General features: G+C 58.6%; 21 protein-coding genes. 14 read left to right on the top strand and 7 right to left on the bottom strand.

Annotated features, from left to right (window positions below):
* Positions 1 to 9: 9 nt before the first annotated feature.
* The 5 genes from AC0V6O_RS01800 to AC0V6O_RS01780 all read right to left on the bottom strand — a co-directional run bounded on the left by AC0V6O_RS01800 (position 10) and on the right by AC0V6O_RS01780 (position 3,217).
* Entirely contained in the window at positions 10 to 1,248 is a 1,239-nt protein-coding gene (locus AC0V6O_RS01800) for a TolC family protein (RefSeq protein ID WP_486141239.1), read from the bottom strand.
* Between the two features lie 63 nt (positions 1,249 to 1,311).
* A complete protein-coding gene (locus AC0V6O_RS01795) occupies positions 1,312 to 1,737 on the bottom strand; it encodes a hypothetical protein (protein WP_486141238.1) in 426 nt (141 codons plus the stop codon).
* On the bottom strand, positions 1,734 to 2,120 hold the full coding sequence (locus AC0V6O_RS01790; RefSeq protein ID WP_486145460.1) for a DUF4345 family protein: 387 nt from the start codon (positions 2,118 to 2,120) through the stop codon (positions 1,734 to 1,736). Before AC0V6O_RS01790 ends, AC0V6O_RS01795 begins: the two co-directional genes overlap by 4 nt.
* Positions 2,121 to 2,141: 21 nt before the next feature.
* Positions 2,142 to 2,714, bottom strand: coding sequence for a methyltransferase family protein (locus AC0V6O_RS01785; RefSeq protein WP_486141237.1), 573 nt, complete (start codon positions 2,712 to 2,714; stop codon positions 2,142 to 2,144).
* 11 nt (positions 2,715 to 2,725) lie between these two features.
* The gene (locus tag AC0V6O_RS01780) at positions 2,726 to 3,217 is read right to left on the bottom strand and encodes a methyltransferase family protein (protein WP_486141236.1); all 492 of its coding nucleotides are present in this window, start codon (positions 3,215 to 3,217) and stop codon (positions 2,726 to 2,728) included.
* An 83-nt stretch (positions 3,218 to 3,300) separates the two neighbouring features.
* Here AC0V6O_RS01780 and AC0V6O_RS01775 point away from each other — a divergent pair, with 83 nt between their 5' ends.
* Positions 3,301 to 3,741, top strand: coding sequence for a MerR family transcriptional regulator (locus AC0V6O_RS01775; protein ID WP_486141235.1), 441 nt, complete (start codon positions 3,301 to 3,303; stop codon positions 3,739 to 3,741).
* Positions 3,742 to 3,853: 112 nt separating this feature from the next.
* Here the strand turns inward: AC0V6O_RS01775 and AC0V6O_RS01770 are convergent, their stop codons facing one another.
* Together AC0V6O_RS01770 and AC0V6O_RS01765 are read right to left on the bottom strand one after the other, a co-directional pair.
* Entirely contained in the window at positions 3,854 to 4,069 is a 216-nt protein-coding gene (locus AC0V6O_RS01770; protein ID WP_486141234.1) for a helix-turn-helix transcriptional regulator, read from the bottom strand.
* Positions 4,062 to 4,553: a helix-turn-helix domain-containing protein gene (locus AC0V6O_RS01765; protein WP_486141233.1), complete on the bottom strand. Its 492-nt coding sequence runs from the start codon at positions 4,551 to 4,553 to the stop codon at positions 4,062 to 4,064. Before AC0V6O_RS01765 ends, AC0V6O_RS01770 begins: the two co-directional genes overlap by 8 nt.
* A 363-nt stretch (positions 4,554 to 4,916) precedes the next feature.
* Here AC0V6O_RS01765 and AC0V6O_RS01760 point away from each other — a divergent pair, with 363 nt between their 5' ends.
* From AC0V6O_RS01760 to trbC, 13 genes are all read left to right on the top strand, one after another.
* On the top strand, positions 4,917 to 5,243 hold the full coding sequence (locus AC0V6O_RS01760) for a hypothetical protein (RefSeq protein ID WP_486141232.1): 327 nt from the start codon (positions 4,917 to 4,919) through the stop codon (positions 5,241 to 5,243).
* Positions 5,244 to 5,271: 28 nt separating this feature from the next.
* Positions 5,272 to 5,559, top strand: a complete 288-nt coding sequence (gene traL, locus AC0V6O_RS01755; RefSeq protein WP_298300501.1) for a type IV conjugative transfer system protein TraL — start codon at positions 5,272 to 5,274, stop codon at positions 5,557 to 5,559.
* 12 nt (positions 5,560 to 5,571) lie between these two features.
* Positions 5,572 to 6,138, top strand: a complete 567-nt coding sequence (locus AC0V6O_RS01750) for a type IV conjugative transfer system protein TraE (RefSeq protein ID WP_486141231.1) — start codon at positions 5,572 to 5,574, stop codon at positions 6,136 to 6,138.
* On the top strand, positions 6,135 to 6,890 hold the full coding sequence (locus tag AC0V6O_RS01745) for a type-F conjugative transfer system secretin TraK (protein ID WP_486141230.1): 756 nt from the start codon (positions 6,135 to 6,137) through the stop codon (positions 6,888 to 6,890). The genes AC0V6O_RS01750 and AC0V6O_RS01745 overlap by 4 nt, the downstream gene beginning before the upstream one ends.
* On the top strand, positions 6,890 to 8,149 hold the full coding sequence (locus tag AC0V6O_RS01740; protein WP_486141229.1) for a TraB/VirB10 family protein: 1,260 nt from the start codon (positions 6,890 to 6,892) through the stop codon (positions 8,147 to 8,149). The genes AC0V6O_RS01745 and AC0V6O_RS01740 overlap by 1 nt, the downstream gene beginning before the upstream one ends.
* Positions 8,146 to 9,009 carry a DsbC family protein gene (locus tag AC0V6O_RS01735; protein ID WP_486141228.1) on the top strand — a complete coding sequence of 288 codons (864 nt, stop codon included), beginning with the start codon at positions 8,146 to 8,148 and terminating at the stop codon, positions 9,007 to 9,009. The genes AC0V6O_RS01740 and AC0V6O_RS01735 overlap by 4 nt, the downstream gene beginning before the upstream one ends.
* Before the next feature lie 555 nt (positions 9,010 to 9,564).
* Positions 9,565 to 12,117, top strand: a complete 2,553-nt coding sequence (gene traC, locus AC0V6O_RS01730) for a type IV secretion system protein TraC (protein WP_486141227.1) — start codon at positions 9,565 to 9,567, stop codon at positions 12,115 to 12,117.
* On the top strand, positions 12,114 to 12,518 hold the full coding sequence (locus AC0V6O_RS01725; protein ID WP_298336072.1) for a hypothetical protein: 405 nt from the start codon (positions 12,114 to 12,116) through the stop codon (positions 12,516 to 12,518). The genes traC and AC0V6O_RS01725 overlap by 4 nt, the downstream gene beginning before the upstream one ends.
* Positions 12,511 to 12,891: a TrbI F-type domain-containing protein gene (locus AC0V6O_RS01720; RefSeq protein ID WP_486141226.1), complete on the top strand. Its 381-nt coding sequence runs from the start codon at positions 12,511 to 12,513 to the stop codon at positions 12,889 to 12,891. Before AC0V6O_RS01725 ends, AC0V6O_RS01720 begins: the two co-directional genes overlap by 8 nt.
* Entirely contained in the window at positions 12,888 to 13,394 is a 507-nt protein-coding gene (locus AC0V6O_RS01715) for a S26 family signal peptidase (RefSeq protein WP_486141225.1), read from the top strand. The genes AC0V6O_RS01720 and AC0V6O_RS01715 overlap by 4 nt, the downstream gene beginning before the upstream one ends.
* Positions 13,394 to 14,026, top strand: coding sequence for a type-F conjugative transfer system protein TraW (gene traW / locus AC0V6O_RS01710; protein WP_486145458.1), 633 nt, complete (start codon positions 13,394 to 13,396; stop codon positions 14,024 to 14,026). The genes AC0V6O_RS01715 and traW overlap by 1 nt, the downstream gene beginning before the upstream one ends.
* Positions 14,023 to 15,036, top strand: coding sequence for a conjugal transfer pilus assembly protein TraU (traU, locus tag AC0V6O_RS01705; RefSeq protein WP_486141224.1), 1,014 nt, complete (start codon positions 14,023 to 14,025; stop codon positions 15,034 to 15,036). The genes traW and traU overlap by 4 nt, the downstream gene beginning before the upstream one ends.
* Entirely contained in the window at positions 15,033 to 15,788 is a 756-nt protein-coding gene (gene trbC / locus AC0V6O_RS01700) for a type-F conjugative transfer system pilin assembly protein TrbC (RefSeq protein WP_486141223.1), read from the top strand. The genes traU and trbC overlap by 4 nt, the downstream gene beginning before the upstream one ends.

Genomic DNA, 15,788 nt, shown 5'->3' with positions numbered 1-15,788 from the left:
AAATTGGCCTCACTGTGCGGTGAGCCAGATGAGCCGCGCGGCGAGCAGGCCGCGGGTCTCTTCTGCCTGGATCAGGTTTTCACGAATGGCGTCGCGCGCTTCGGCAGCTGCCAGAACTTCGATCAGCGGAAACCTGCCATTGCGGTATCCTATCTCGACAAGTCGGAGTGCTTCCTCGGCCTGCGGCAGAGATGCGCTGGAAAGGGTCTCCACTCGCGTTTCGGCGGCCAGATACAGCGTTCGCGTCCGCTCAAACTCTACGCGGTAGTCCGCCTCGGCTATCGCTTCGCTCGCGCTTGCCGCGCGATATTGCGCTTCAGCGGCTGCAATGTTGCCTTGGTTACGGTTGCGGAAAGGCAGCGGAATGGAAATCCCGACAATGAAGGCTTGATCGTTGCTTTCTTGAAATCGGCGCACGCCTGCCGACAGCGTGGGGTCGGGAACACCGAGCGAGCGTTCACGCGCAATTTCGGCCTCAGCAAAGGTGGTTCGCGCATCCGCAATGCGCAGCTGCAAGGGATCTTCGGAACCCAGCGGCGCGAGCGGCGGCGCTAAATCAGGAAAGACGTTCGATACCACCGGGTTGGGCCGGCCGGACACCCAAAGAGCCGCGAGCGCCTGACGTGCCGCTAGATCGGCAGCTTCTGCAGCCTGGAGCTCAGCTTCCGCTTCTGCAAGCGCTGCACGGGCGCGCATGGCACGCAGCGGCGGCTCTCGCCCGACCTCGACAAGCACACTGGCGATCCGGGCTAGCTCACGGTTCCGCTCGACGATTTCGAGCGCCAGGACGAGGCGCTGGCCTGCGGCGACAGCTTCGACATATCGCTCACGAACGCCCAGCGCGAGTTGCGACAGGGCGAGGTCGCTCTGCAAGCCGGTGAAGTCGGCCGATGCCTGTGCGCTCGCGATGCGCGCCCTTCGTTTGCCGCCGAGTTCAAGCTGCTGGCCGATCGCCAGAGTATATTCGGAAGAGCGCAGGCCGGAAAATGCACCGGAACCTGCAATGTCTTCCACCTCGAACGACAGCGAAGGGTTAGGCCGAAGCCGCGCCTGGTCGATAGCCGCACGCGCGGCTTCTGCTTCCGCTTGCGGGCCGTAGACGCGCGGATTGCTGTTCGAACTTGTACCCTCTTGACCGTCAACGCCCGCTCTGGCGAGCGCTTCATCGAGGGTAATTGTTTCCTGTGCCGATATCGGCAAACCCGTACACACGGCAATTAAGGCCGCGGCCAGTGCAATGCACCGCATTTCTTATCTCCTGACTGAAACCAATCGAGCGCGCTCGAAAGCGAGCTCGCAAATGATTGTCGGTCAGGCTTTGGGAGGCTGTATCAGGACTGGGGGAGCAAGGGAGGCGAGCGATGACGTGGCAAGCGGGCCCCTCAGGTTATCCGAACTCCAGAAAGGTGATCGCAGGAGCATGCTGGTGTCAGCGAGACTAAAACTGCAATTGTGGTGGTGCGTTGCCGAATGGTCCTGTTCATCATGGTCTGGCGTTGCATCGTTCGTATCAAAGTGGTCCGCGCCATGCGCATAGATATGATCGGCTGCATGAGCGAAGCTCTCACCTTCCCCGGCATGCACGTCCGGGAGAGACAGCACGCTGCTGAAAAGGATCGCTAATACCGCGAGAAAAGGCAAAATCTTGCGTGTCACTTCAGTGAACATCTTAGAAACACGTGAAGATTTGTTCAAGTTTATATCAATCATGGGACTTGGATGGCTGAAAATGCTCATAGTTGATCGTTCTCCCATCCACGCGCCGCCCATAGCCCCATGCCGCCAAGCAATATCTCGATGAGAGCTTCACGTAGCGGTTGGACGGCAAGCAGATCAGCGCCCTCGATGAAAACAGCGGCAACTCTGCTTAACCCTACGCAGATAAAAACTGCGGCAGCAATCAGACTAAGTTGACGCGAAGAGAGGTTGATGCGCCCCCCAAGGATCAGCACAACGCCTATACCTATCTCGCCGCCTCCGATCATGGCGCGCATAGCCACCCGGGCCGATGGCTGGTCGAGCCCAATCGCATAGTAGCTCATGATTTCCGGCTGAATGAGAGATGCTATTCCGAGCGCCAGAAAAATGCAGCCCGCAAAAGAAGGGTAAACACGGCCCAGGATTCTGACAAAGATTGCTGATCACAGGAACCGCCTTGTCTGGCGTTTATAGTCCAAATAGTCCTGACCGTATTGCTGCTCCAGCCATGGCTCTTCGAAGATAGGAGCGAGCAAATACATGGCCGCCCAGAGCGTCAATAATATCCAGACAAGCAACGTGTTAGCGAGCAGGCCCCAACCAATCATGCCAACCCATGTCGCAACGTAGACAGGGTTCCTGCTTAGGCTGAACCAACCAGTGGTTTTCAGACCGTGCTTTTCGCCAAATGCATTGCGCCAGCCCATCTGGAACGTAATCCAGAATGCCAGAGCAAAGCCTACAACCAACAGTGCGAGGCCCACAGTATATTGGAGCAAGGCATCAGCGGGAGCCACAGACTCAAAGTCGAGAAGGGAAAGGGCCAGCAATGGGTAAAGGAACAGGCGAAACAGCGCCATGAAGGTGCGGTGCTGCCAACTGTCCCCTGAAGGGGGAGGGAAGAACTGAAACTTTCCGCTCAAGACCGCAAAAATGGAGAGCCCGATTATCGCGCAAATCGAACTGGCCGCTAATCCGAACAAACCCCAAGCGACCCATGAAGGCAGGTCAATCATGTGCAGCACTCCTACAACCAGCGCCGCGTCTGGTTGCGGTAGGCTGTAAATGCGCTTCCGAAATTCTGCTCCAGAACTCGCTCTTCAGGGATTATCTGGATGAGCGTGATAGAGAGGGCGTAGAGAATTGGCCCGCTGAATGCTGCGAGGTTTTGGAGGGCCAAGGCTCCACCCACAAGCACGAGCAGCATACCCAGATACATCGGGTTTCGGGTAAAGCGATAGAGGCCTGTTGTAACGAGTTGCTCGGCTTGCTCAGGCGTAATCGGATTTACCGTTGTGTTCGCCCTCCCAAACGATCGAACCGCAAAGAAAAGCACCAGCGCTCCAGCCGCAATGACGGGAACCGATAGCCAAAAAAGAGGCACTGATCCGTAAGCAAGCGCGGGCAGGTTTGTCGCCAGAATATAGCCAGCAAGGCCATAGAACGCGAACTGCATCAGGGGCGGGAAATACAGCTTTTTCTGTTTCTTGGATCGCTCTGAAATCTGGGTTTGAGGCATTTTCCGACTCGCTTGATTATGATTCTGAATCAAGTGATACAGTCTACAGCGGCTGTAGGGGCAAGAGGGAAAAGCACACTCATATGAAACCAATGACAATTGGCCGTCTTTCAAGCGCTGCAAAGGTCAAAGTGACCACCATTCGATATTACGAAAGTATCGGCTTGATGGGCACGCCAGACCGCAGCGCAAGTGGGCAAAGGCTCTATGGCAGCGTCGATGTGGAACGCCTCTCATTCGTCAGGCATGCCCGCGAACTTGGTTTTTCCATGGACGCAATCAAAGATTTGATTGGATTGCAGACTGAACCAGACCAAGACTGCTCAGCGGTGGACGCGATCGCTCAGAAGCAACTTGCCGAAGTCCAAAAGCGGCTGGGGCAGCTAGAGGCTCTGGAACGCGAGCTGAAACGCATGATCGAAAATTGCAGGGGCGGTAAGGTCGGCGGATGCCAGGTCATGGCGGCGATCAATGACCACTCTGAATGCGAGACTGACAAGCACGAGCGCTTGAAGCCGCTTTGAAGTAAAGCCGTTCTCACATTTGTTGAAAGGCAATCCCAGCGGTGACCTTGGGCTCTAAGCTAACGTCCGCAATTGGGTCAGGACTGGAATGACCGTGAGCTCGAGGCAAAGGCTAGTTGAGCTTACCTGCGATCCACTTGTCGAGGTCGTCCTCAGACCAAGCCACGGCATGTCCACCCAGTTGCACAGGCTTGGGGAACCTACCCTCACTCATCCAGCGATAGATCGTTGAACGGCCAAGCCCGACCCGGCTCATCACTTCTGGAAGACGAATGAGGCGTGTCACGCGGCGCGGCTCGTCCAGTCTTTTTCCTAAATGCTCACCCATGATGACTTCTTTCGGCCACTGCAAAGACATCTCCGAGCAACACATCCTTCCGCTCAAGCTCATCAATATGATCAGACAGCAGCCGCGCAACACGGTGCGCAGTGCCTCTGGCCCAGCGGGGCCTTACATCTTGTAGCCGGCCCCCAAGCTCGCAAGTCAAGGCTATCGGAAGAGCGGTCAGGAAGTCTTCCAGAAACCGGCCAATCTCGGTTCCCTGCCATTCTGCCGACTGATCGGCGTCGGAGAGCAAAAACATCGACAGAGCTTGTTGCGGGCTAACACCGCTGGCCTGCAAGATTCGCGATGCTTCTCCCAAACTCGCTGACCGCTTGCCCGTCAAAACCCTACGCAAGGCGTCCTTATGAATCTGCGCATCACGCGCAATGTCGCAGCGTGTGCGCCCGCTTGCTTCGACCGCGCTTGTCAGTAGCCGTCCGAGATCAGCGCGGGTCTGTTCTTCGGAGAATTGCACCATGTCGGTCATTGCCGATTCCTTCCTTGAGCTGTGGCTTCAGGATCGAGCTATCGATCTAGGAAGGGTGTAGGAAATACAAAAGAACATAAATAGAACATCAAGGAATTCCCGAATCAGTCAATTCTCATGATCTCGCGCGGATTCCGGCAGGTTACGCGCACAATGCGGCATGCCTGGCGCACCAGATGGCGCAGACCGCTCCATACGACGCCCGGTCGACGCACATTCCGGCCTTAAAGCCTTTCAATGTCGCTTTTTGCTTGGTGCGGGCGACAAACTCTCAGTTTCGCTTTTCCTACACCCCGCCACTCAATCGAGGAAAGAACATACAGCGAACACATCGCTGCTTCTTGTTCCCAATGGAGTTCCTCGATGACCAAGATCCTTACTCTCCCCCCAAAGGCCAAAAGCAACATACGGACACGCGACTATATCGTCCCGGCAGCCGTTGCCCTGGCCTGCGCCGGTGCGGCCTATGCCGGCGCTGATACGACCTTCGATCCCGCGCTGCAGAAGTTCACAGACTTCCTCGAAGGCTCCGGCGGTAAGATCATTACTGTCCTTAGCCTCGCCGGTGGCCTCATCGCGCTGGCCTCAGGCCGTTTCGCGCTTGGCCAGGTCGCTGTGCCTGTGGGCGTTGGCATCGGCGTTGGCACCGGTGTGCCGATCGTCACCTCTGTCGTGACCGCGACCATCTGATCGCTGGTTACGCTGAAAGGAGGGCGGCATGGCCGACACATACTTGGTGCCTCAAAGACTCGATGATCCGGAGCTGATTGGCTTTTGGACAATCGATGAGTTTGCGGGACTGCTGATCCCGTTTGCTTGGGGTATTCTAGCGCAGCACATTCTCATCGGGACTGGCCTCGCGGCCGTAACCTGGTTCGCTCTTCGGAAAGCGAAAAGATCTGGTGCAAGCTCGAAACTGGTGCACGCTGCCTATTGGTATTTGCCGGGAAGCTTCCTCGGCTTGAAAGCCACGCCGCCCTCCCATTGCCGCCTGCTTGCCGGCTGAGGGAGGACACCCATGAAATCTGAATTCGCTTATGAAGAGGCGCAACGCCATTTGAAGCAGCGCAACCGCTTTGCGGCGCTGGCAGGCGTGCTCGGCCTCACCACGGTTCTCGCTGTCGGTACCGCAGCAACTCGCGATGAAGCGCTCATCCTGATGCCGATCACCTCGGAACGGGTCGAGCTCTCGAGTGGCGGGATCGACGCGACATATCTCGAGCTTGTTACCCGTGACACCGCTCTGATGTTGCTCAACCGCGCGCCCGAAAGCCTCGATTATTGGATGGAGAGCATCCTCAAGCTTGCTGATCCAGCAGCGCGCGGAAGTCTCAAGGCTGAACTGATCAAGATCGTTGATGAGCAGCGCGGCTCGGACATCAGTCAGGCGTTCGTGATCGCACAAATCCATGTCGATCCTGACACACTCACTTCGACCGTCAGCGGCACGCTCAAGACCTTTGTCGGCGCGCAAGTGATCGCAAGCCAGACCCGCAGCTTTGAGTTCATCTGGCAGCGTCGCGGCCTCAGCCTTGGGCTGACCGGTTTCCGCCAACTTCCTGCCCAAGAGGAGGAAAGCCAATGAGCTTCTCCACCCGATCCCTGTCGACAGCCCTTACAAGTGTGCTGCTCGCTTCAGCCTCGCTCATCCAGGCTTCCCCTGCGCATGCAGATCAGTTTGTCGAAGCCGCTGATGGAGCAACGATTGATTGCGTCCTCGCGCGCGGTGCGCTCACCCGGATTGCGCTGATCAAAGACGGCTTTGCCAATGTCTCAAAGATGGCAAGCGGCTATCCCTATAATGATTTTGAAGTGACGCATGAGCCAGTGCGCGGTGACATCTATGTCTCCGTCCCGCAGCAATATGCGAGCGCACGGGTCAGCTTCTTTGCCACCAGCAGTAAGGGCCATGTCTACAAATTCACTTGCACAGTCGAAGGCGATGAAGCGAGCCAGCTCTTCGTCACCAATCCAGCGCTAGCCAAACCCGAAGATGGCGACGGCTTGAACTCCGCACCATCCGAAGACGAAGCCGCGATCCGTCTGATCGAAGCGATGGCGAGCGATGCAGTGCTACCCGGTTTTCGGACGCGCGCAGCTTTGTCGCGGCATCGCCGCACAGGCGGTCTCCAAGTTCAACAGGTCGCAGAATATGAAGGCGGGGAACTCACCGGCCAAGCCTTCACCCTGCGCAATCTCGGATCTGAGACAATCGATCTTGCAAATGAGCGCGATGGGCCCGCAGGCGCGCTGGCCTTTGCCTATGCCAGCGAGACGCTCGCACCCGGCGAGACGACGCGGGCCTTCCTCGTCTTTGCCAAGGGAGGGCTGAAGTGATGGCTGAGAGCAATGCCAAAGCGCCCGACAGCAAAAGAGCGGGTCTCAACAGCGCGATCGCCAAACGGCAAAAGCTGCTCCTCGCCGGGATCGGCGCGGTAGCCCTCATCGGCGGATCGATGTTCATTTTCAGCGGCGATGAAGCGGAAAATGGCGCGGATGGCGGTGCGACCACGATCGATACGGGCGGTTTGGTGAACCGCAATCTCTCGCAACGCGAGTTTGTGGCGACCTATGGCAATCGGCTCGATGCGCAGGGCCGCGCGATCAAGGACCTGCAAGAAAGCCAGCTTCCCAAAAGCTCGATCGAACAGGAACTCGATACACTGCGCGGCGAAAACGCGCGCATGCTCAGCGATGGCCAGGCCGCAATCGATGCGATCTCAGCTGAAAATGCGGCCCTTCGTTCGGAGCTCGAAAGTGCAAGAGCCAATCCTCCTGTGGCGCCTGTCGCGCCGATTGCTCCGCCTCAGCCTGGCTCCAAGCCAACAGCATTGGAGCCAGCACCGCTTGCCGAACCCAAGGCAAGCTTGCTCAGTTTTACAAGCGCGACCTCCGAACCTGCGCCGAGCACTGCAAGCAACGGATCACCCCCGCTGCTTTTGGAAGCGAGCAGAGATTACCTGCCGCCCAACAGCTACGCGCCAGCGACGGTCATCGTCGGGGTTGATGCGTCTACGGGCGTGACCAGTCAAAGCGATCCGCTCCCTGTGGTACTGCGCATCACTGGCCCGGCGCGCTCTGTCCTCAAAGGCAAACGCCTCCTCACCACCGATTTGACCGGTTGCCTCGTCAATGGCGCGGCGCGCGGCGATCTCTCGGCTGAGAAAGTCTACGTCAAATTAGCGCGCATGACCTGCGCGCAGCCAGGCGGTCGTTATGCGGTAAGCGAGGTCAAAGGCTTCATCGCCTTTGCTGGCAAGTCCGGCGTTCGCGGCCGCGTCGTGAGCCGCGAAGGTAGTCTTGTAAGTCAAGCGCTGCTCGCTGGAATTGTCGGCGGGTTTGGCCGGGGCTTTTCCGCCAACGCCAATGGCATTTTTGCCGGCCGTGTCGGCGAGGATGGCCAGCGCGAGGTACTTTCCCCCACCGACATTCTTGCAGGCGGTTTTGGCCAAGGCACCGGCGAAGCCGCCGACACCGTCAGCCAATACCTCATCGAACGCGCCGAACAATACCAACCCGTCGTCGAGATGCCGACCGGCATCGAAGTCGAAATCGTCTTTCTCGACGGCGTCCATGTCAGGAGCCCCTCTCAATGAACTTTCACGATTTTCGTCCCGGTCTGATGACACGGGCTATTCATTTCTCGATTGCAGCGGCGAGCGCCGCTGCCGTGCTCACCAGCGGTGTCGCTATGGTGACCGCCATCCCGGCCCATGCCGCGATTGCACGCGATGTCAGCCAGGCGCTCAAGCTCCGGCTGCCAAAAACGCCGATTGATGCGCTAGATTGCAAGAGCTTTGCGCCCTGGTGCGAAGTGGTTTCAGGCGACACGCTGTTCTATATCGACGAGGCGGCGCGTTATCTCTTCGTCGGACGGCTCTATGATCTTGAAAAACGCCGTGATGTAACAGCCACTCGGCTGATCGAGCTCAACCCCGATCTTCTGGCCGCAGGAGCCGCGCGCGCCGCTCGAGGCGCTGATAGCGCGGATCAAAGCCACACAGCGAAAGCTGCGAAATCCAAAGTCGATACAGCTGGCCTTCCGAAAGACGGCGCAGTGCACTGGGGCAATCCCAGGGCTGAGAAGCTGATCGTCTTTTCAGACTTTCAATGCGGCTATTGCCGCCAGCTCACCGGCGCCCTCAAAGACACAGGCCTTTTCATCGAAGAACGCCCGATCTCGATCTTTGGCGCATCAAGCCGCCGGATGGCTGAAGGCGTGCTCTGCGCGCGTGATCCCGCCAAAGCGATGCATCAGGCTTATGCCGGGCAGACACACCCAATACCCTCGAGCTGCGATGTAAGCGAGGCGCTAGATGCCAATGAGGCCTTTGCCAAAGCCAATGGCTTTTCCGGAACGCCCGTCATCGTTCGCGCGAAAGATGGTGCAGTGCTTCACGGCTACCGCGATGCGCAAACGCTGATCCGTTTTGCCAAAGGCGGAGCAGACCAATGAGCCGGCGCACCTACAAGCTTGCGATCTTTGCTGGGCTCGCTGTCACAATCAGTGGCTGCGCAACTTTGGGCAGCAATGTGAGCGGTGATTTCGCTTGCCGCGCGCCGGGTGGCAGCTGCGCGCCCACATCGGCGATTGATGATGCCGCGACCAAGGCGAGCCTGCCTCAAGAACCTGTCACTCAGGTGGCACCGCCAAGCAGTGACCGCAGGCTGCGTATTGTGGTCGCTGCGCGGCGCGATGCCAGCGGACGCGAGCACGAAGCGCGCATTGTCCATGTGCCTTTGCCTCAGCAGCCGCATTCGGAGTGGCGGGCGCCACTCTCAACGGGCCAGGTTCTTCGCGCGCTCGGCCGTGCCAGCCAAGGCACACAGCAACAGCAACCCATTGCTCCACCTTCCAGTTTTACCCCGCAGCAGCTCCCGGACGTTCTGGTTATCCCCTCCCAGACTTCTCCGGAGCTGCCCGGCGCGATAGCGCCGGCCGCAGGGGCACCCGGCCTTTCCCCTCCCCAGGCCGGGTGCCCCAATCGCCAACAGATGATGGAGAGACGCTATGACCCTCTCACTAAGCTCTGCGCGCGATGCGCTTCTTTCAGGCCTGTTCGGCGATGCCAAAAAAGCCGACCAAACGGCGGCGCATTTTTCGCTTGAAATGCTGTCGGACTGGCTACCCTACCGCGTCTTCGATCAAGGCGCCGGGCTCTATCGCAACGCCCATTCGAAAGGTTTTGCTCTTGAAGTGACCCCGCTGATCGGTGCCGACGAACGCACGGGCGAAATCTTGGGACAGTTCTTTTCTGAAAGTCTGCCGCGGGGCGCATGCCTGCAAGTGCTCAATTTCGCGAGCCCGCGCATCGGCTCGATTGTCGCGCCCTGGTTTGCTCCGCGTTACGAGCAAGGCGGCATCTATGAAGCGATAGCCAAAGCGCGCACCGACCGGCTTTACGATCTTGTCTGGCAATCTGGCTCCGAGCACGCGCCTTTCCATGCCCGCCATACACGATTGATCATTTCGCTTGGCGTGCCAGTTCCAAGCAATGTGAGCGACGCAGAGCTTAGCGAATGCCTCAAGGGCCTGATGGGCATGCTCAATTCGCTGGGCCTTTCGTCAACCCCGCTTGAGCCCGCTGGGCTCTTGGCGCTGATCGATGAACTCACATCGCCCACCACGGCGCGCGAGCCTGAGACTACACATTGGAACCGCGAAGACACGCTCGATGCCCAAGCGATCCGACGCGATATCGAACTGGAAGTCGAAGATGATCGGTTGATCCTTCGCACCGAGCGCTTTCGCGAAACCGGCCGAAGCCGCGATGGCGTGCCGCAAATGGGCGAATGCTATCCCGACCGCTTTGACGTTCGCCATTATGGCGTGCGTTCGACACCTGAACGCTGGGCGCCGTGGGAATGTGCGCGCCTCATCGGTGATATGTTCACCGACAAACTGCGCTTCCCTTGCCCTGCAGCCACGATGCTGTGCCTGCACTATCCCGATCAGGAAGCAGCTAGCGCTCGTGCAGGTTATAAATTCATGCGTACGACCAGCCTTTCTGAAACGAAAAGCGCGCGCTTTCTTCCCAATCTCTCCCAGCAATCGGCCGAATGGAAACACGTTCAGGCCGAGCTCCAGGCGGGCAAGAAACTGGTCAAACTCTTCTACGGTGTCACCACCATCTCCCCGCTTGGCGAAGGCGATGCGCATGAGCGCACAATCAAGGCAATCTACAAAGCGGCCGGATGGGATTTGGCCGACGAACGGTTCCTGCAGCTGCAAGGTCTGGTCGCTGCGTTCCCACTGAGCCTTGCGGACGGCCTTGTCCAAGACATGGCGCGTCTCAAGCGCTTTCGGACGATGCTCTCGACGACAGCTGCCAATATCGCGCCGCTGCAAGGCGAGTATCTCGGCGGAGAAATCCCGCATCTCTTGCTGCTTGGAAGGCGCGGCCAACCCTTTTTCTGGTCGCCCTTCGAGAACAACGCGGGCAATCACAACATCGCGATCTGCGGTAAATCCGGTTCGGGCAAGTCGGTGCTGCTGCAAGAACTTTGCACCGCTTTGCGCGGTGCCGGCGCGAAGGTTGTGGTGATTGATGACGGTCGCAGCTTTGAGCATTCAGTAAAGCTGCAAGGCGGTCGCTTTGTCGAGTTTACGCTCGCCTCTGGATTTTCGCTCAACCCCTTCTCGATGGTCGATGATGCGCGCGCCGAGATCGACGAAGATTACCGGCTCGATTGCTTTGCCATGATCAAAGCGATCATCGGCCAGATGGCGCGGCCAAGCACGGCGCCATCGGACACCGAGCGTGGGCTGATTGATCAGGCTGTGACCCATGTATGGGATGCACTTGGGAGCGGCGGGGCCGTGGATGATGTCGCCCACGCGCTTCATTCAAGCGAGAACCAAGCGGGCAAAGAGCTTGCGACAGCGATTGCGCCCTTTTGCCAAGGTGGGAGCTATGCCGGGTTTTTCTCAGGCAAAGCCAGCTTTGCGCTCGAAGATGATTTCACCGTCTTTGAGATGAGCGATCTGGCGAGCCGCGAGGAACTGAGGAGCGTCGTTCTCTCCGCCATCATGTTCATGACCGGTCAGGCGATGACACGCAGCTCTAGGGCAATCAAGAAGCTGCTCCTTATCGACGAGGCCTGGGCCATGCTCAAAGGCGGGTCGATGGGCGAGTTTGTCGAGACTTACGCTCGAACAGCGCGCAAATATGGCGGCGCTCTTGCGACTGCCACCCAGTCTCTCAATGACTATTACAAATCGGATGGCGCGCGCGCCGCGCTTGAAAACAGCGACTGGATGCTTGTGCTCCAGCAAAAGCCCGAGACCATCGCCGACTTCCGCAAGGAAGCGCGGCTCGACATGGATGACCGCACTGAGACGCTGATCCGCAGCCTCAAGCGCTCGGGCACCGAATATAGCGAGATCTATGTGAAGGGCCCAGAGACAGAAGCGGTGGGAAGGCTGGTGCTCGACCCGCTCTCAGCCACGATCTTCTCCTCTGATCCTGACACCTATGCTGCCATCCAGAGCCATGTCGGAAGCGGCATGCCACTGGAACGCGCAGTCGCTCTCGTCGCGGGCATCCAAGGGGAAAGCCAATGACGCTCGAAACCAACACGCTTGTCGATCGCACACCGTTGCCCCTGACGAAATGGGCACAGCGTACGCGGCGCTCCTTCAATTGGCTCGCGCTCTTTCAAGGCAGCTGCTTTGTGCTGATCGAATGCGTCATCTTCGCAGCCAGCACTCTGTTACTGGTGCTTGGCCTGCCGCTGTTCGTTTTTCTGCTGCTCGCAGGCTGGGATCTCACCACGCTGTTCGCGCAGCTTGGCAATCTTGCTGACCATTACCGAACCGCTGAACCCCTAGCGCAGCGGCTCTTTGCATCGGATTTGCAGATCGCCTTCCTTATAATCGCGGGGACGCTTGCCCTTTTTAGAATACCAGGTTTCCTGCGTCGGCTTGAGCGCCGCCTCCATGAAGACGAGGTGTCCCATGCCTGATGCAAACCTAACCCGCCCGCTCCTTGTCAAAGCGCTTGTCATGTCAGCCTGCATCGCCGCTTTTCTTTGGGGCGCATGGATCACGCGAGAGATCACAAACGAACCACACATCCAACGCATCGTCACAGTCCGGCTTGCCGAGACGATCGGGACATTTGTCGAAGAAGCCGCTCGCGCTGATGCGGATCCTGCGGCGGTCCAGGCGGCAAGCCTTGCCTACCTCAAAGCAGCGGAAAGCGCGGTTGACGATATGGGACGCGACGGGCGCGTCATTCTGGTTGCCGAAGCTGTGCTCGCAGGCGCGGCCGATGACGCAACACCCGAGCTCGAAGCGCGCATCGCTGAAAAGCTCAAAGCGGGAGAACGGCCATGAATCTGCCTCTTCGCTTCATGCGCCCGCTGCTCCTCCTAGGGGTCGTCCTCTTGCCGCTCGCCTGGGCACCACTCGATGCCTTTAGCAAAAACCACGCCTTCCTCATCAATGCGAGCCCAAGCCTGCCCAATTGGGCGTTCTGGCTAGACAAGGCGACACCGATTACGCGCGGCAGTCTGATCTTCTTCGAGCCACCAAAAAGCGAGCTCGTCGAAACCCATTTTGGCAAAGAGCCACAAATGTTCGGCAAGCGCGTGCTGGGCATGCCCGGCGATATGGTCAGCCATGACGGCGACCAAGTCTTCATCAATGGCGACCCCATTGCGACGCGTCTCGACAGAACCAGCCTCGGCATAGCGCTCACGCAAGGGCCGCAAGGCGAGATCCCGGAAGGGTGTTTCTACGCCGGAACCGATCATCCGCGCGGGCTTGATAGCCGCTATGCGGAAATAGGATTTGTCTGCGCCAGGCAGATCACTGGCAGCGGGAGGGCCATCCTGTGATGCGCGCCACTCTGTCTTTCATCGCGCTTTCTCTCGCCATCCTGCCGACACAGGCAGAAGCGCGCGACTACGGTCAGCGCGGCACGCTCTTTCCGATTGTCGAGCGCGACCTGCTCGAACAGATCCACTCGCGCCTTGTGGCAATGGAGAAGTCAGGCGAGAGCGCGCGGCTTAATCAGGAATTGAAGCGACGAACCATTGCGCGGGTCAATCGACCTGATCCTGTTCCCGGTCTCATCCGCGCGCACGAAAGCCGCAATTGGATCTTCGATCCAACCATCACGCTGGCTGCCGATATTCGCGGGGCAAAAGGCGAGCTCATCCATGCTGCCGGAACGCGGGTCAATCCGCTCGACAGTGTGAAGCTGCGCGCTGACCTTCTGTTCCTCGATGGCGATGATCCAGCGCAGATCCGATGGGCGCTTGAGCAAGACTCAAAGGCCAAGCTGATCTTGGTCAAAGGCGCACCGCTCGAGCTCATGAAAACTCGTCAGCGCCGCTTCTATTTCGATCAAGCCGGCAAACTCACGGCCAAGTTCAACATCAAAGCTGTGCCAGCACGAGTGCGTCAGCAAGGGCGCATACTTGAGGTAAGCGAGATCGCTTTGCCAGTGCGGAAGGTGCGGCCATGAGCACTATCCGCGCTTTCCTGGCTCTCGTGATCGCCTCGTTGTCACTGGCCTTCGCTTCGCCCGCTTCCGCCGATGCCGGGCCAGGCAAATGCACCGGGCAGTTCGTCAATCCGATCACCGACATCTGCTGGTCGTGCCTGTTCCCGATATCGGTCGGCGGGCTTGAAATCTGGCCTTCAAGCCGTCCTGATCCCGATAATCCTGATTTTCCGCTTTGCCTTTGCGGTATCCGGCCTGGCATCGCGATGGGGTTCTGGGAGCCGGTACGGCTTGCCGATGTCAGCATGAAGCCATGGTGCTTCGTCAATCTGGGCGGGATGAAGCTCGATCCCGGCTTCGATATTGGCTTTCGCTCGATCTCCGGACCGTCTGCAATTGGCGGAGCAAGCCAGTATTATTCAAGCTGGCATGTCCACTGGTATGCTTATCCGCTCATCTACTGGATGGAAATCGTTGCTGATTTCCTGTGCCTTGAACCCGGTTCGATCGACATTCTCTACATTTCCGAGATTGATCCGCTGTGGCAGGACAGCGAGCTTACCGCGATCATCAACCCTGAAGCGGTGCTCTTCGCCAATCCGCTCGCACTAGCCGCCTGCGCTGCCGACTGCGCGGCTTCGACCGCCAATCTTCCGCTTGATGAAATGTTTTGGTGCGCGGGCTGCCAGGGCTCAATGTATCCGATGAATGGCAATGTCTCTGCCTCGATCGGCCATGTGCAAGCCTCGCGGCTCGTTCTTTCACGCTTTGCTTACAAGCTGCACCGCCAGCTCGTCTCATGGGGGACGATGGGGTCGAAAGGGCTTTGCGGCAAATACCTCATGCCTGTGATGCGAAAGCAGCAATATCGCTTCCAGGCCACCAACCCCAATCCGGCGACCAAAGGCCGTTACGCCTGCCCGCCGATTGGTGCCTCGACCACCTTTCAATCTCCCGGACAGATGATCCCCGCCATTGGCGAAGACATGGGATATCTCGTCTGGCGCAAAAGGAATTGCTGCGCGCTATGAAACATGGCTTCCCGCTTTTCGCCATCACCAGTCTTGCGATCGCTGCAACTGTAGCTGTCGCATCAGCTCAGGATGCTTCACCCGAACTCGATCTTGCTGAAATCCGAGCGCGCGCAAGCGAACACACGAACGACGCCGAAGCGCTCGCCACCGCAGTACGGTCCAAAGCCGAAGCTCTGGCGCAAGAAGCCAACCAAACACAGCAAGAGGCAATGGACAATCGCGCTAGCTACGCCGCAACGGCGCAGGCAGCGGCAGATCAAGGCCCGCTTGATCTGGATGGCATGATCCGCGCGCAGGCCGATGCGGAAGTAGCGAGCCTTGGCGGCACGCCCAAGTTCATCGCCTTTGCATCGCTCGGCATGCCGGAAGCTTCGCTGAAAGCGTTGGTGCGAGACATGACAAAAGCAGGCGGCATCACTGTCCTTCGAGGTTTCCCTCAAGGCGACAGCAAAGCCTTTAAGCGGCGCCTCGCGGCGATCTGGAGCGATGGTCACGAAGCCGGTACGCTCGGCATTGATCCGCGTCTCTTCCGCGCTTTCCAGATCGAAGCGGCCCCAAGCTTCGTCATGATCGCGAGCGATTTTTCTCCATGCGATGGATTCGACTGCACTGACGCCGTGCCACCCCATGACCGCGTGGCTGGCAATATCAGCGTTGAAGACGTGCTCGAAACCTTTGCCAGTGGCAGCGGTCCCGGTGCTCGCCTCGCCCGCCTTCATCTCCGCCGCATACAAGGAGAACAGATGTGA

Source organism: Erythrobacter sp. JB2-19, assembly GCF_057365005.1.
The sequence above is the reverse complement of the archived record's forward strand: the minus strand, read 5'-3'. Positions and strand labels throughout refer to the sequence as shown.

What these genes read in the sequence shown, in the direction of transcription:
- AC0V6O_RS01800 (WP_486141239.1), bottom strand. Translation starts at nt 1,248, where the DNA reads ATGCGGTGCATTGCACTGGCCGCGGCCTTAATTGCCGTGTGTACGGGT.
- AC0V6O_RS01795 (WP_486141238.1), bottom strand. Translation starts at nt 1,737, where the DNA reads ATGAGCATTTTCAGCCATCCAAGTCCCATGATTGATATAAACTTGAAC.
- AC0V6O_RS01785 (WP_486141237.1), bottom strand. Translation starts at nt 2,714, where the DNA reads ATGATTGACCTGCCTTCATGGGTCGCTTGGGGTTTGTTCGGATTAGCG.
- AC0V6O_RS01780 (WP_486141236.1), bottom strand. Translation starts at nt 3,217, where the DNA reads ATGCCTCAAACCCAGATTTCAGAGCGATCCAAGAAACAGAAAAAGCTG.
- AC0V6O_RS01775 (WP_486141235.1), top strand. Translation starts at nt 3,301, where the DNA reads ATGAAACCAATGACAATTGGCCGTCTTTCAAGCGCTGCAAAGGTCAAA.
- AC0V6O_RS01770 (WP_486141234.1), bottom strand. Translation starts at nt 4,069, where the DNA reads ATGGGTGAGCATTTAGGAAAAAGACTGGACGAGCCGCGCCGCGTGACA.
- AC0V6O_RS01765 (WP_486141233.1), bottom strand. Translation starts at nt 4,553, where the DNA reads ATGACCGACATGGTGCAATTCTCCGAAGAACAGACCCGCGCTGATCTC.
- AC0V6O_RS01760 (WP_486141232.1), top strand. Translation starts at nt 4,917, where the DNA reads ATGACCAAGATCCTTACTCTCCCCCCAAAGGCCAAAAGCAACATACGG.
- traL (WP_298300501.1), top strand. Translation starts at nt 5,272, where the DNA reads ATGGCCGACACATACTTGGTGCCTCAAAGACTCGATGATCCGGAGCTG.
- AC0V6O_RS01750 (WP_486141231.1), top strand. Translation starts at nt 5,572, where the DNA reads ATGAAATCTGAATTCGCTTATGAAGAGGCGCAACGCCATTTGAAGCAG.
- AC0V6O_RS01745 (WP_486141230.1), top strand. Translation starts at nt 6,135, where the DNA reads ATGAGCTTCTCCACCCGATCCCTGTCGACAGCCCTTACAAGTGTGCTG.
- AC0V6O_RS01740 (WP_486141229.1), top strand. Translation starts at nt 6,890, where the DNA reads ATGGCTGAGAGCAATGCCAAAGCGCCCGACAGCAAAAGAGCGGGTCTC.
- AC0V6O_RS01735 (WP_486141228.1), top strand. Translation starts at nt 8,146, where the DNA reads ATGAACTTTCACGATTTTCGTCCCGGTCTGATGACACGGGCTATTCAT.
- traC (WP_486141227.1), top strand. Translation starts at nt 9,565, where the DNA reads ATGACCCTCTCACTAAGCTCTGCGCGCGATGCGCTTCTTTCAGGCCTG.
- AC0V6O_RS01725 (WP_298336072.1), top strand. Translation starts at nt 12,114, where the DNA reads ATGACGCTCGAAACCAACACGCTTGTCGATCGCACACCGTTGCCCCTG.
- AC0V6O_RS01720 (WP_486141226.1), top strand. Translation starts at nt 12,511, where the DNA reads ATGCCTGATGCAAACCTAACCCGCCCGCTCCTTGTCAAAGCGCTTGTC.
- AC0V6O_RS01715 (WP_486141225.1), top strand. Translation starts at nt 12,888, where the DNA reads ATGAATCTGCCTCTTCGCTTCATGCGCCCGCTGCTCCTCCTAGGGGTC.
- traW (WP_486145458.1), top strand. Translation starts at nt 13,394, where the DNA reads ATGCGCGCCACTCTGTCTTTCATCGCGCTTTCTCTCGCCATCCTGCCG.
- traU (WP_486141224.1), top strand. Translation starts at nt 14,023, where the DNA reads ATGAGCACTATCCGCGCTTTCCTGGCTCTCGTGATCGCCTCGTTGTCA.
- trbC (WP_486141223.1), top strand. Translation starts at nt 15,033, where the DNA reads ATGAAACATGGCTTCCCGCTTTTCGCCATCACCAGTCTTGCGATCGCT.